The following is a 13,728-nucleotide window of genomic DNA, read 5'->3' on the forward strand; positions in this document are numbered from 1 at the left end:
TCCTAGAACGACACATAGACGGCCTCGTGGTTACCGCAACAACCGGTAGGGCCGCCATTAATGTTATGGGTCAAACCATCGATAGTTTTATGGGGTTCAGAGGGGGAGATATCTCGTTCCCAGAACGAATGAGTAAGGAGGCGAGAGACAAATTTAAAGCGCTTAAAATACTGCTCATTGACGAGGCAAGCATGTTGCGGATTGATAAATTCGAAGCTCTGAACATATGGCTGCAAAGAGCCAGGGGCAACGACAAACCTTTCGGCGGCGTTCAGCTTATTTTGGTTGCTGATTTCATGCAGGCCCCGCCGGTCGTGGATAAAAGAAACAAGGACTACCTGTTGTATTTTGAGCAATACGGTCACCGTCGTCATCTGTTCGAATCACCGTTATTCCACGAGGCCGAATTTACGCCTTATGTGCTAACGGAGTACATTCGTCAGGGCAACGAAGAGCTTCGCCGCGCTTTGCGTAATTTACGCATGGGTAACAGAATTGATGATGCGATAGCCTATTTAAAGCAAGTCGCGACAGGCCGTATTGATGAAGCGACGATTCACTTAGTTTCGACAAACAAAATGGCAGCGAGTATTAACACAACAAAGCTCGATGCCATTTCAACAAAAGAATATACCTTTCGCGCCGAAAGCGAGGGGACCGTTGAAACCAAAGTCGTTCCTGACCTTATCCGAATCAAAGAGGGCGCGCGTGTCATCATCCGTACCAACAACCGCAATGAAGGGTATAGCAATGGCGATCCCGGTATTGTTTTATCACTGTCCAATAAGTTAATCACTGTGGAACTTGATCGTGGCGGGATCGTTGAAGTCAAAAAGCACACATGGGAATTCGAGCATACAGTGGTCGGCCCCAATAATAAGGGGGCCAATAAAACCAAGAAAAAAACGGGGTCTTTCACCCAAATGCCTATCAGTCTAGGCTGGGCAATAACTATCCATCAAAGCCAAGGACTGACCTTAGATAATGTCTGTATTGATTTTAACAATATTTTAGAATATGGGATCAGTTATGTGGGATTATCGCGGCCACGAGACTATAGCAACGTGTCGTTCCGAGGAACGTTATCCCCAAAAATCATCAAAGTTGACCCCAAGGCAAGAAAATTCACCATGATTATGTCTAAAATGGCGCTGGACCGCCAAGCCGCTGATAGCAAGCGGTTTGGGGTCACTTAATGTCACGCCTTTGATAGCAGTTCCCTCATCTCTCTGCCGTACAAGCAAAGCAGAGCTAAACCTAGGGACCCACCCCCTGCAAGGATTTTCAAAAACATAATCTGCCAGACTTCAATAGAAAAGGTCGTTTGGCTTGCTAAATACCCGCCCAGTTGAGACAGCCCAACAAGCATTAGTGCTGACAGAAAAAAAGGCGTGCATGCGACCGAGAAGAATCGCCAAGGCAGGTCGAATTTACATAAAAAACGTCTGTACATAATAATCAGGGCAATGGCATATCCTAACGACCAAGTGAACGCTGCTATTTTTAAACCATAAGGGCCACCAATAAACAATGCGGTAATTAAGCATATGGCGGTGAGAATGGCATTTTTTAAACCAAATTTAACCTCCCCCATCCCAGTGATAAAATTGCCAAGCAAAATGTTAAGCATCCGAAAAGGGACGATAATACAAAACAGCGAGATGAGCGGCCCGGCTTCAATCCATTTTTCACCGAGCACAATAGAAACGATTTCGTTCGAGATGGACGCTATTCCATAAAACACAGGGAATGCTACGACAGAAAGGAGGCGCAGCGCCTTCTGTAAATAAGCCTTTGCCGCCACCATATCCGTTTTTACTTTGTTAAATGCGGCAAAAGCAACGTCATTCATGATCATCGTGACCTTGTTCATCGGAATCGTAGCAACTTCATTGGCAACATTGTAAACCCCTGTTTTTTCTAACCCCAAAAACTTGCCGAGGATCAACGTATCAGCGCGAGAGTATAAAAACCAAATGACCCCGCCGAGTTGGAGATGCAGGGCAAAACTGTACAACGAGAAGGCCCCCTTAAAATTAAGCGTGGGTCGGTACCGACTTCTCGCAACGAGGTTGTAACCAATCATTCTTACGACAGTAATGGCCACACTGGAAAACACTAATGCCCAATAGCCCGTATCAAGGTTTAATGCTAATGAAAGCGCGACAATAGAACCAAAAAGCATCGCGGCACCCTCAATAAATGCCTTAGATTTAAATCGCATCTCCATCTGCAAATGCGCCAGTGGGATAACGATAAAACTGCTGGCGGGACTTATTGCCGCCATCATCCAAAGTACCGGTACGAGATTTTGGTTATTATACCAGTCAGCAATGAAAGGTGCCGATATGACGACCAGGCTGCTCAGCACAAGGTTAACAAGCAATGAGAAGGTAAAAATAAGATTACTCGTTCGCTCACATCGCTTCTGTTCATTAACGACCGCCTTCGATAAACCACTTGTCGCAAACATACTGACAAGCGTAAAAAAAACTGCAGCAATAGACATTACGCCATAATCTTCTGGGGTAAGTAACCGAATAACAAAAAATGTCGACACCCAGGAGAGTATCTGTGTCACGAGCTTCGAGAAAATGGACCACAAAAGGCCGCTAATCACTTGACGCTTAAACGACATGGTAACCGCTCCTATTTGTTAGCCATTTTCTGTGTCAAGTGAGGTGTAAGGGGCCTGCTTTCTACTAGGCCTCTGGCTGTTTTGGCGATCCGACGGGCATTTTCATCCCAGGTAAAGCCTTTACGCCACATATGCTGATAGACCTTTTCTCGCAGGGCATTCTTCTCGTCTAAATGCGTCAACGTATCCACGAGGGCTTTTTTGAAATTTTCTGGGTCTCCGGGTTCGAATAGGACCGCACAATCGGCATTAAGGATCTCGCGAATGTTGGCTTTGTTAGGGGCAATAATTATGCTTTTGGCAGCCATGTACTCAAACATTTTCAGCGGCGAGGCATAATCGGTCACGTCAGGTTGTAACGCGACATCAAACTGTTTCACATAATCAAAAATGGCCTCTCTTTTGACTAGCCCAGTAAATTCAACTTGACCTTCAACGCCCAGCGCGGCGGCTTTATCTTTTAAACCCTGAAGGACATCACCATCTCCCACACATAAAAGTCGTAATCGAGGGTCGTCCCTCTCAGCAAGCACCTCTAAAGCCCACTCAACGCCACATGTCAGGTGCATGAACCCTGAAAAACCCAGTGTGATCGTCTCACCCAGAACCGTCGTCTTCTCGCGGAAGCTCTCCAACACCTCCTCTCGGACCCCATTGTGAATCACCTTGATCCGTTCTTCCGGTACGCCCTCTGCGCGCACATGGTCAGCCAACACTTCGGATACAGGCAGGACTAAATCCGCATTTGCCCACACATAGCGTTCTGACCACGCGGCGATTTTAGGCAGTCCTAGCGCGCCATAAAAGGCTATTCGCTCTTGTTTGAGCGGCGCATTAACTTCTAGGAGTAAAGGTATATTGAAACGCTTGGCTAACATTGCTCCAACCGGTTGGTAGAGGTTGTACCGTTCATAAATAACATCAGGCTGGAATACCTTTATAGCTCGATATAGACGTTTTGCTATCAGGGCACCATAGCCCAACTCCATAATTTCATAGAGCGCCTTGGGCAAAATTTTCTTCAGCTTGTTAGCCAGTCCACCATCATGGCCAAAGTCCGTTTTTGTGTGAACTGGTGGTCCAACGAGCATGACTTCGTGCCCGTCTTTTTCCAACCCCCGAATCACTTCTTCAACATGTACAAATTGGCCGTCTTTTGACGCAATTCGGTGATGGTATAAAATTTTCATGAATACATTCCTTGTATTTTTTTTAGTTCTAGTGTTTAAGCGTTCTTGCTAGAATTGATAGCGCCCATAGCGTCGTTCCATGATCGGCTTTGCCTATATGATGCTCACGCAGTAAAGCATCAACTTTTCTTACGTCAAATATACCTGACTCCATGAGTTCATCCGTCATGATCATGCGAAAAAGCTCTGGGTACTGCACCGTGCGGTACCATTGCGATAACGGGGATGTAAAGGATTGTTTTTCCCGGTTTCTAACATCATCGGTTAACCATTTGCCAGCCCAGTGTCGTAATTGTTTTTTATTCCTTCGCCAATCAATATTATGCTGAGGCTCTTGCGGCAATACCCTATCCATCATGGTATTGCTTAAGAATGGCACCCGTGCTTCAACACCGGCACGCATCGTGGCGCGATCGACTTTGGTTAACACGGAGCCTGGGAGGTAGGTTTTGAAGTCGAGATACTGTATCACTTTCATAGGATTGTGATGTTCTAGCTCATGGCCGATACGCGCAAATTCCCCCTCTGTCGAAAAGGCACCTAATCTGCATTTGAATTCATGGCTATAAAGTTGATTGAGCGTTGCTCTTGACGCAATACTCATCGCATAACAATAACTTTCGCACAGTGGCATACTGAGTGATTGAAAGGTTGATTTTGCTCTCAACGAACGCGGCATTGAAGGGTGATTTGGGTATCCATTTGCGATCCAGCCCAGCACATGCTCGTTAATGAAGCTTGGGAGATACGCTTTAACGGCTTGTTCGATAAACATCGAACGATGATTCCGGTAACCAAAAAACAATTCGTCTGCGCCATCGCCGGACAGCAGGACTTTAACCTGGTCGTGTGCATTGAGTGCTAAATCGTACGTCGGTAAAGCCGCATTATCTGCAAAAGGCCCACCATAAATATCTACCACCTGTCCGACACGGGAAAGCAAGGACTCATTAAAATAGAGAGTGGTATGGTGCGCATTCACCTTTTCGGCGACTTCCAACGCAGCTGGAATTTCATCATGATCGCTAACGCTGAAACCCGCGGAGTAGCAATGGATCCTCTTACCATTCATTTGTGATGCAGCAACCTGGGTGACAAGGCTAGAATCGAGTCCCCCAGAAAGAAAGGTGCCAAGAGGGACGTCCGACATTAACTGATCGCGAATGCTGGCTTCGAGTATATTGCATCCCTCAGATTGACTGATAAATGAGGGTGTCGAATGTATAACGTCTTTTAAAGACCAGTATTCATGCTGTTTAACCTCACCTGACTTCATGTCATAAACAGCATAATGGGCTGGCGGTAATTGGTGAATTCCTGCGATGTACGTCTTGGGCTCAACGATGTAGCCTAGCATCATATAGTTATCAATGGCTTCCGGGTTAAAGGAGCTAAAGCGTGAAGGGGCATAAGCTTTAATTGCTTGAATCTCAGAGGCGAACAACCAAACCCCCTCTTCCTTTGCTAGGTATAAAGGTTTAACCCCGACCCTGTCCCTTACCGCCCAAACTAGCTCTTTTTGATGATCAACAATGATGGCGGCAAACATCCCATCTAAGCGCGAGAATACGGCGGGCCCATACCTTAAAAAGGCTTTCAGCAAAAGCTCTGTGTCGCATCTACGTTCAAAAACAACCCCTTGTGCAACCAGCTCTTCTTTCAACGATTTGTAGTTGAATATCTCACCGTTGTAGACCATCGAGAATCGGCCATCTATCGTTCTTTCCGGCTGAGGAGCACTATCGACATCAATCACCGACAACCGATGATGCCCAAGGATCACACTCTCCTCGACTAAAAAACCTTCACTGTCCGGACCGCGATGTGCAATAGCGGCTTGCATCGCCTTGACTCTGCCCATGTTGGGCAAGGGGGCCTTCTCCGATGCTACCGCAGCGACAAACCCACACATTAGCCTACCCTTCGAAGTCGCGTTTGTATTCCCTTGGGTGAGAAGAAGTATTTATGCTTCCAAAAAAGGTAAAACAACCCCTTTAAATGTGAGAGATGAAATGCGGTGATTTTGAATCCACGAGACAACTCTTGCGCATCATGGATAACATGCGCTTGGGGAATGTAACGGAGACGAAAACCCGCTTTCCACAATGAAATGCAATAATCGACGTCTTCCGGAGAATAGAAGATCTTTTCATCAAATAACCCCGCCTTTTCCACCGCTTGTCGTGACATTAGCCAGCACGCGGATATGGCATAATCAACATCCATTTCCTTAAGCGAATATACATCCGTACTTTTTTGCATTTTACTCAACGAAAGAAAACGCTGTAATTTCCGACCTAACGTTGGAAATTCATCCGTAGACATTTGAAATCTACCATCACGATAACGCAACTGGGGACAGACCAAACCAATGTCCGTTTCCCGGTCAAGGCTTTCTGTTAACGTGTCTAATGCGGGCTTGTCGATAAAAGCATCCGAATCCAAAATTAAAACGTATTTACCCTGTACCCGAGACAACGCGCTGTTTCTAGAATGCGTTGTGCCCGTGTTTTTATTAAATAAAATGGTTTTTATCAAGTTTGGATATGTGGTTTTGAAGGCATTTAATATCGCTTGACTGCCATCGGTGGATCCATTCTCCACAACGAATACCTCTGATGGCTCCGCATATTTTTCGAGCGCACCAATCAATGACGCCAGGCACTTAGCTAACGTCCGTTCTGCGTTGTAAGATAGGATCACCACTGAATAAAGCATCTACCACCTCCATGTGATTTGTCTTCTTATTAAGGACACAAAGTCCTTGATTCAAGCTGAATAGTAAGCTGGCTTATCGGTGTCGTTGAGGGCGAGAACCAAGCGACCGCCAATGAACCGGTGTAGTTCAATAAGAGTTGTTGTTTTACTTTTAGCGCCTTTACCATCAACGTATTACTGGACCAATCCTTAGAGACGCAGTAACTCGTTAACAATTGGTATTCGCTTCCCGTTACCCCAACCAATGTCCATTTATCAACCGGGATTACGGTACCGTCATGCAATAAAATAGAGATTTTTTCTTTATTTTTAATGGACCAAATTTTATCATCAAACCAGCGATTTTGAAAGCTTATAATTTTTTTGTCATCATTCTCGGAGTAATACACTATCTTGTATTGTCTCCAATTTCCCATCTCTTTTAAGGTGATAGCATCTGCCATCGGGAACTTAGGACGAAGTGGTAAGCCTTCTCCAATCTCTTCCTTTTTAGCTGCCCTGGACACGTTACTCGGTGTTTGTTGACGCGCGCTGGTTTCATTCAGGGGTGCAATGGCGAAGTTCGCGACAATCGCTAGCCCTAGGCAGAGAGGAAGGGCCCACTTCCCGGGTGTAGCGGCAATGGCTAATTCGATTTTTTTGAAAGGATGGTCGTGTTGGTGTGGCGAGGCAATCGGGTCCCGCCACCAATGACCAATGGAGAAAAGTATAATTAGAATAAAAACAAAAAATATCCAGCCATAAACAACATGATCAAATCCGGTAGCCGCTTCTTTGTTCCCATAGTGAGCAATTATAATGATCAGGTACACACGCAATCCATTGGAAAGCAAAGGAACCAAAAAACCCAAAAGGATAAAAGCAGCGCGCTTGTGCCATTTTGTCATGTAGATAAAACTGTAAAATATTGAGAGAGTAAATGTTGATATCAAAAAATTAACCCCACTACAGGCTTCAGCGACCCTAAAATCTGCCGCAGGGATACTTATATACCATCCATTGCGTAACACAGATACGCCTGTTGCATGCAGTAGAAAAACGGCCATGTCTGCCGTGATCGATTGCAGCCAAGGTACGAGAAAATCCCCCACAGGGACACAGAAAAATACCAACATCAATGGGGTGCGATAGTGCCATGCAATCCGCCACCCATAGCACAAGATAACAGTTAGCGGAATCAGTGAAATAAGCGCTACTTGCTGTATCACGTTTATCAACGAAAGCTTACCAACGAGTAACAATGCTGCCCAGGTAAAGGATAACAAGAGAGCTTGATGTCGGCCTACTGGATGACGACTGGTGTGAGGCGAAGGCTTGTTCGCTATCATAAAGGCCGCCAAGGGCAAAACGAACAAACCATGCATATAGGTATCCGTCGTTAACCATAATACAATCATGTTACTGGCTGCATCCGAGATCATGATCACGGTACCAACAAGAATCAGGAGCAGGTATACCCAGTACTTAATTTTAGGCGTCAACATCTTCTTCCACCTCGTGACAGATCAGGTAATCCTGATGAGCGTCACGCATTGACACCCATTTAAACTCCGACGCCAATGCTTCAATCTTGCCAAACATTTTGGCAAGATTGATATAGTGTCGGATTTTTGATTTTAACGGCGCGCCTGATATGCGGGGTTGATCTCTGTCTATTTCCCATGGGTGGAAGTAAAAAATGTAAGGGTGCTGCTTTTGTTTGTGGAAACGGTTGATTAAATTGGCGCTGATAAAGTACGGCTGTAAACGGAAGAAGCCACCACCACCGGCAGGAAGTCGTTTACCCATAACATCGACCGTCGACTGTGGAAACTCCCAAAGGCCGTTCGACAGTTGATAGGGTTCATTTGGCCAGTCTGGCGTGCCATAGTGATCATGGTTAATAGAGTAAGTGCTGGAACTATACTGGTACCCCGCTTTGCGTAAGAGGCTGAAGGCCCATTCGTTGCATTCCATGATCGAAAAGGACGGGGCGCGGTAACCAATTACCTCAACCCCAGACACATCCTCAAGGATAGCTTTAGCTTTCACCACATCATTATAGAAAGTCTCTGGTGTCATGAGGGTCGCTCTTTGATGGTCGTAACCATGACTGGCCAGTTCATGACCATCATTGACTATCTCTCGCACTAGGCTAGGGTAACGTTCTGCCACCCACCCGAGAGTGAAAAAGGTCGCCTTGACCCCCCGCTCCTTAAATAACGCTAAAATACGTCTTGTGGATGTTGCAACCCGGGGCGCTTGATCGTCCCATACCTTTCGACTAATAACGCCATCAAAAGCGGCAACCTGAAAATAATCTTCGACATCAACTGTCATTGCATTCATTTTATGCATAGGAAACATCCTTATCTCCCTTTTCCGAATAACACCACGTCAACCGTTCTGACCAATACATAGAGGTCAAGAATGAAGCTGTGGTGCTTAATGTAATAAAGATCGAATTTCAGCTTTTCGAGACTGTCCCTTGTGCTTGAACCATAGGGATAGTTAATTTGTGCCCACCCGGTCAGACCGGGTTTCACTGAATGACGATATGAATAAAACGGGATCGCTTGTTCTAATTGTTCGACAAAATAGGGGCGCTCTGGCCGAGGGCCGACGAAGTACATGTCTCCCTTTAGCACATTGAATAACTGTGGCAGTTCATCAAGCCTGTATTTTCGTAGAATGCCACCAATACGGGTTATGCGTGCATCATTAGACTGTGCCCATTGCACGCCATCTTTTTCTGAGTCTTTGCCCATACTTCTGAATTTGAGGATGTTGAAATGCCGACCACCGCGGCCGACCCTCACTTGCTTGTACAAAAAACTGGTCTTATTCCGGTGTCCATCATCAAGATAAATCGCAACTATCACCAGTAGCATGATCGGAAAGAATAAAAACAACAAAACCAATGCCAGCAACCCGTTTAAGGCGTCGTAACACTTCATGGACAAAATGCTATTGAATTTAAATCCCCCACTCCTTAGCAGCCATTCGGGGCGCATGTTCTCCACGGCAAGTTGGCCTAACTCTGCTTCTACAAAGTCCTCAAGCTCTACAACATTCACGCCATCCATTTTTAAGTCCAGCAAGGCATCGCCCGGGATGTCTTCATTTTTGTCTGTCGCGATAACAAGCGTGTCCACCGCGCCCTTCTCTTGAAGGAACCGGAGCTTTTGAGCGACCGTCGAATTTTCGTCAAGGGTCACAATACGTTCTGCATACTTAACTGAGTCGCTCAGGTTTGATACCGGCAGAAAGCCAACAAGTGTGAAATGTTTCCTATCGGTACTTCGTCGCATTCGTCGTGGGAGAAAGGCGGCGCGTTCCCCACCGCCCAAAATCAAGACCTTCCGTCGTGTGATATAAAAAAGACCGCAATCAATGGCCCAGTAACGCCAAAGGATTTGCAGCGAAAGGGCGACAAACAGTATGGCGCACAGTGTGAAGGGGTGAATGTTGATCTTGAGGGCAATTAAAACACCTTGAAAGGCCATGTAAATACCCATCATACTCATGATGCCACGGGTGAAAGCGGCCCATGCCGTTTCTCTGAGTTTGGTTTCGTACAGGCCGAGCGACAAATGAAGTGAGGTCATTACCGGGACGATGACAACGGCACTAACAAGCAGTTCTTGGAAGACTTGTTGATGTTTCCCTAGTAGGACGGCAAAAGTCCATGCGGCTAAAAAGGCAAACATAAAGGATAAGGCGTCAAAAAAGAAAAAGAAAAACGCCCGTTTTAATTTGTACGTGTTGATCATAAGCTTCCTTGCTTAATATAAACATATTTTTCCCAATCCGTTGGGGTAAAAGAATGGTATCAAACATCGCATTATGATAACAACAAAAATAATAAAGCATATTCTTGCAAGTCTGTAGTATGTTGCGTGTTTTCAAAAAAGCATGCTACTATTGCGTTCGTTATATTAGTTAATAACCTTATTTACCTCTAGATTTATGCTAGATGGATGAGTACGGATACTCAACCTAAAGACAAGGAATATACGTCATGCAAAGTTTTGAGGAAAAAATCATCCTCCTTAAGATTTACCTGTCAGGAATTTGGCATAGAAAGCGCTATGTCATGCTTTCTATGTGGAGTATTTGTGTTTTAGGCTGGCTAGCTGTCGCCTCGATGCCTAACCAATATGAAACGAAAGCGCGCGTATTCGCTGACACCTCCAGCATACTCAAACCTCTCTTGAACAATATTGCCGTACAAGGTGATACGGACAATGACATTCAGACGATTTCTCGGACCCTCCTCACTCGCGAAACGCTGAAGGACATCATGCGTCAAACCGACATGCACCTTAAATACGCGACACCCGAGTTGTATGAAGCTCAACTGAGCAGTTTGAAAGACGAAATTGAGATCTCGGGCTCCACGCGAACAAACGTCTACGATATTCTTTACCAAAATGCCGACCCTAAACTCGCCAAAAAAGTGGTGGAGTTGACGATGCAGAACTTCGTCGACAAAAGTGCTGGTCGTTCCCGTCAGGACTCTGGGGTCGCTACAAATTTCCTCCAGGAACAATTAGACAAATACGAGCAAAAATTGCGCGACTCCGAACGTGAATTAGCTGAGTTCAAACGCAACAATCAAACGACCATGCCGAACGGACAGTCCTATTACACCGCGCTTTCTGAAACGGAGGGCGACATTGCGGACCTCGATATCGCTATTGCTGAAAAGGCTGCAGAAATTAATGGCCGACGGGGCCGCTTCATGCCTGGGGAAGAAAGGAAGAATGATAGTATTGTAAAAACCTCGTATGACGACCGCCTTAACGAACTACGCCAGACGCTTGATCAAATGCGCGTAAAGTATACCGATAAGCACCCCTCAATAATCAAACTCCAAGAAAACATCAAAGCCATTGATGCGTTACGCGAAAAAGAACAGGCAACCATCCTCGACAGCGCGGCTCAAGGTACCATCGCCTACACCGGTGAGCCCAGCGGTAATGACTCATCTGCATTACAGAAATTTGCACTAGGGATCAATGAATTAGAAGCTGAACGCGATGCCCTATTCGCCCGACGTCAGAAGTTGGCTGACCAGTTGGAATACCTCAAAACGAACCTCAGCAACATGCCTGAAATCGAATCCAGACTTGCTGAGTTGAACCGTGATTACTCAACCAATAAGAGCTTGTATGAAAAACTCTTGTTGCGTCGTGAATCCGCCATGATATCCACGGAAGCCGACGAAAAGACGCAACAGGTGAAATTCAAGGTTATTGAACCCCCTCGGGAAGCCATTTCGCCTGTTGGCCCACCCCGTATCATTTTGTATGTGATGATTTTCATCTTTAGCATGATGATAGGCCTGGTTATGGCTTTTATTTCAAGTCAGACATCTGCCCGTATCACAAGCTACGCGCATTTAGACAAGGTTATCGGTAACCACAAAATTATCGGACGTCTCGCGCATGTGAATGGGAAAAAGATGAAACGTATGCGCCGTTTTAAGAGCTTTACATTCCTCGCATCATCAGCATTGCTGCTTATTATTTTTGTTATATTAATAGCTCACGAAATGATTTACGGTCAATCGCCCTTCATGTGGCTAAAATAAGGGATCCATAAGATTATGATTAACGCAACAAATAACAAAATCAAATTGAATGTCTATGAAAAGATTATGGCCATCGGCGAAAGCAGTAATCTCTCTGTTAGTGTAATGGAGGAATTTAGATCCATAAAACGGGAAATACTGCATACCGCGTTCCATTGTTTGACGCCAGATGAAGAGGACGACCTTATAATCGAACCTAAAAACAGGATCATGGTGACGTCCATCAGTGATGGCGCAGGAAAGACGTTTGTTGCTTACAATTTGGCAAGAAGCATTGCGAATGAGCAGGATAAAAACGTCTTACTGGTAGACGCGGACGTGGTTCGTTCAACACTAAGTAGAACGACAGAGCCTAAACATTTAGACGGGTTATTGGACTATCTCGCGTCAACAAAAGCGGAGATTAGCCAACTCATTTATCACACTGATCGCGAGAATATGCGGTTTATGCCAGTTGGGCAGGATCACTTTTTAGCGAATGAATTTTTTTCCAGTGACAAAATGTTCGTGCTCATGAATGAATTTAGAGATCGTTACTCTGACCGACTTGTCATTTTTGACGCACCATCATTACTTGACGTTAATGAATCTGTTGCCCTAACGGCCTATATAGATCAAGTTATCATTATTGTTGAAGAAGGGAAAACCCGAGACAGTGATATTCAAACGGCGCTAAAGCGTATCCCGGATGGGGTTTGTGTTCATTTTATTCTGAATAAAACGCTACATGGCAATGACTGGCGTACACGTTAACAATAATCCCTCAACGACATTGAGGGATTGGTTTTAACGGGTGGGTTGCGTCAGCGTCAAAATATCCTTGGGAGTATCAATATTGTTCGCTTATTAATCGATACTCCCGCTATTGCAATACCCATTTTAAATAGTGCTGTATGAACTCATTTCGATCTAAGATCCCCCAATCCGCCAGTATGTAATAACCAATCCTCCCCTTCCCTTGGGCATCTCTGTCCCTGACAAAAGAGATATTCATTCCAAATTCATCTTTAATAGCGGCAATTTGGCGCTTTATTGAAGATTCAGGAATTTGGGTGACTTCGTGAATGTATTTCAGGCTCGGCTTGCTGGTCCTTGAAAGGACATAAATGATATCAAATTTACGTTTTGTATCCTTGGATATCGCCATTGTTTTCCCAGCGTTATGGCCCTATGAGAAGGGCCAGGTTTATCAATCCTTAGAGGGCTTAATCCCAACCAGGTCGAGCTCGGAAGCAAGCACTTTAACAATTTGCCGCCCTTTACCGGTTAGACGAACATAGACCTCAGCGGGATTATCGCATGCTCGGTTTGTCAACAACACCCCCTCTTTGACTCGCTTTTCAGTAGGTACGTTCACGATGATGTTGATACCAGCAGGTTCAACGGCGTACCAATCTGCCTCTTTCTTCGCCTTCACTTGCAGTTCGGGGCTCGGGCTTTGCTTATGCTCAGAAGCCTCCGAAATGTTTGGCTCGACAGCGGGAACCGGAGTTTCGGTATCGCCAAGAGGAACAGGATCCCCCTCACTTGAAGCGATTGTTTCCTGTACCTTAGAGACGGGTGTAATCTCAGATTTACCCTGGACGTTCTCTTTTGGAGGCAATGGC

Annotated in this window: 12 protein-coding genes; 3 read left to right on the forward strand and 9 right to left on the reverse strand. The window is 45.4% G+C overall.

Annotated elements, in window-relative coordinates:
• Window positions 1-1,196, forward strand: a 1,196-nt coding sequence (locus V5298_RS00940; RefSeq protein WP_332929580.1) for an AAA family ATPase, incomplete at its 5' end; no start/stop codon positions are given.
• Between the two features lie 2 nt (window positions 1,197-1,198).
• Here V5298_RS00940 and V5298_RS00945 read toward each other — a convergent pair.
• Genes V5298_RS00945 through V5298_RS00975 form a run of 7 tightly spaced genes read right to left on the reverse strand, consistent with a single transcriptional unit; the run spans window position 1,199 to window position 10,298 of the window.
• Window positions 1,199-2,638, reverse strand: a complete 1,440-nt coding sequence (locus tag V5298_RS00945) for a lipopolysaccharide biosynthesis protein (RefSeq protein ID WP_332929581.1) — start codon at window positions 2,636-2,638, stop codon at window positions 1,199-1,201.
• 11 nt (window positions 2,639-2,649) lie between these two features.
• Window positions 2,650-3,828, reverse strand: a complete 1,179-nt coding sequence (locus tag V5298_RS00950; protein WP_332929582.1) for a glycosyltransferase family 4 protein — start codon at window positions 3,826-3,828, stop codon at window positions 2,650-2,652.
• A 28-nt stretch (window positions 3,829-3,856) separates the two neighbouring features.
• The gene (gene asnB, locus V5298_RS00955) at window positions 3,857-5,740 is read right to left on the reverse strand and encodes an asparagine synthase (glutamine-hydrolyzing) (protein WP_332929583.1); all 1,884 of its coding nucleotides are present in this window, start codon (window positions 5,738-5,740) and stop codon (window positions 3,857-3,859) included.
• Window positions 5,740-6,546 carry a glycosyltransferase family 2 protein gene (locus V5298_RS00960; protein ID WP_332929584.1) on the reverse strand — a complete coding sequence of 269 codons (807 nt, stop codon included), beginning with the start codon at window positions 6,544-6,546 and terminating at the stop codon, window positions 5,740-5,742. Before V5298_RS00960 ends, asnB begins: the two co-directional genes overlap by 1 nt.
• A gap of 29 nt (window positions 6,547-6,575) precedes the next feature.
• The gene (xrtA, locus tag V5298_RS00965; RefSeq protein WP_332929585.1) at window positions 6,576-8,030 is read right to left on the reverse strand and encodes an exosortase A; all 1,455 of its coding nucleotides are present in this window, start codon (window positions 8,028-8,030) and stop codon (window positions 6,576-6,578) included.
• Window positions 8,017-8,883, reverse strand: a complete 867-nt coding sequence (locus tag V5298_RS00970) for an XrtA system polysaccharide deacetylase (protein ID WP_332929586.1) — start codon at window positions 8,881-8,883, stop codon at window positions 8,017-8,019. Before V5298_RS00970 ends, xrtA begins: the two co-directional genes overlap by 14 nt.
• An 11-nt stretch (window positions 8,884-8,894) precedes the next feature.
• A complete protein-coding gene (locus V5298_RS00975; protein WP_332929587.1) occupies window positions 8,895-10,298 on the reverse strand; it encodes a TIGR03013 family XrtA/PEP-CTERM system glycosyltransferase in 1,404 nt (467 codons plus the stop codon).
• 248 nt (window positions 10,299-10,546) lie between these two features.
• On the opposite strand from V5298_RS00975, the gene V5298_RS00980 reads away from it, so the two are divergent.
• Window positions 10,547-12,121: an XrtA system polysaccharide chain length determinant gene (locus V5298_RS00980; RefSeq protein WP_332929588.1), complete on the forward strand. Its 1,575-nt coding sequence runs from the start codon at window positions 10,547-10,549 to the stop codon at window positions 12,119-12,121.
• Between the two features lie 15 nt (window positions 12,122-12,136).
• Window positions 12,137-12,874 (forward strand): AAA family ATPase, encoded by a 738-nt coding sequence (locus V5298_RS00985; protein WP_332929589.1) that lies wholly within the window; start codon window positions 12,137-12,139, stop codon window positions 12,872-12,874.
• Window positions 12,875-12,983: 109 nt separating this feature from the next.
• On the opposite strand, the gene V5298_RS00990 is transcribed toward V5298_RS00985, so the two are convergent.
• Entirely contained in the window at window positions 12,984-13,268 is a 285-nt protein-coding gene (locus V5298_RS00990; RefSeq protein WP_332929590.1) for a helix-turn-helix domain-containing protein, read from the reverse strand.
• A gap of 42 nt (window positions 13,269-13,310) precedes the next feature.
• Window positions 13,311-13,728, reverse strand: a 418-nt coding sequence (locus V5298_RS00995; RefSeq protein ID WP_332929591.1) for a hypothetical protein, incomplete at its 5' end; no start/stop codon positions are given.

The organism is Alteromonas sp. 14N.309.X.WAT.G.H12 (genome assembly GCF_036697315.1).
Lineage (GTDB): Bacteria > Pseudomonadota > Gammaproteobacteria > Enterobacterales > Alteromonadaceae > Alteromonas.

Bases quoted from the DNA above. Each gene is read 5' to 3' on its own strand.
- asnB (WP_332929583.1), bottom strand. From the start codon at position 5,740: ATGTGTGGGTTTGTCGCTGCGGTAGCATCGGAGAAGGCCCCCTTGCCC.
- V5298_RS00990 (WP_332929590.1), bottom strand. From the start codon at position 13,268: ATGGCGATATCCAAGGATACAAAACGTAAATTTGATATCATTTATGTC.
- V5298_RS00980 (WP_332929588.1), top strand. From the start codon at position 10,547: ATGCAAAGTTTTGAGGAAAAAATCATCCTCCTTAAGATTTACCTGTCA.
- V5298_RS00960 (WP_332929584.1), bottom strand. From the start codon at position 6,546: ATGCTTTATTCAGTGGTGATCCTATCTTACAACGCAGAACGGACGTTA.
- V5298_RS00950 (WP_332929582.1), bottom strand. From the start codon at position 3,828: ATGAAAATTTTATACCATCACCGAATTGCGTCAAAAGACGGCCAATTT.
- V5298_RS00945 (WP_332929581.1), bottom strand. From the start codon at position 2,638: ATGTCGTTTAAGCGTCAAGTGATTAGCGGCCTTTTGTGGTCCATTTTC.
- xrtA (WP_332929585.1), bottom strand. From the start codon at position 8,030: ATGTTGACGCCTAAAATTAAGTACTGGGTATACCTGCTCCTGATTCTT.
- V5298_RS00985 (WP_332929589.1), top strand. From the start codon at position 12,137: ATGATTAACGCAACAAATAACAAAATCAAATTGAATGTCTATGAAAAG.
- V5298_RS00975 (WP_332929587.1), bottom strand. From the start codon at position 10,298: ATGATCAACACGTACAAATTAAAACGGGCGTTTTTCTTTTTCTTTTTT.
- V5298_RS00970 (WP_332929586.1), bottom strand. From the start codon at position 8,883: ATGCATAAAATGAATGCAATGACAGTTGATGTCGAAGATTATTTTCAG.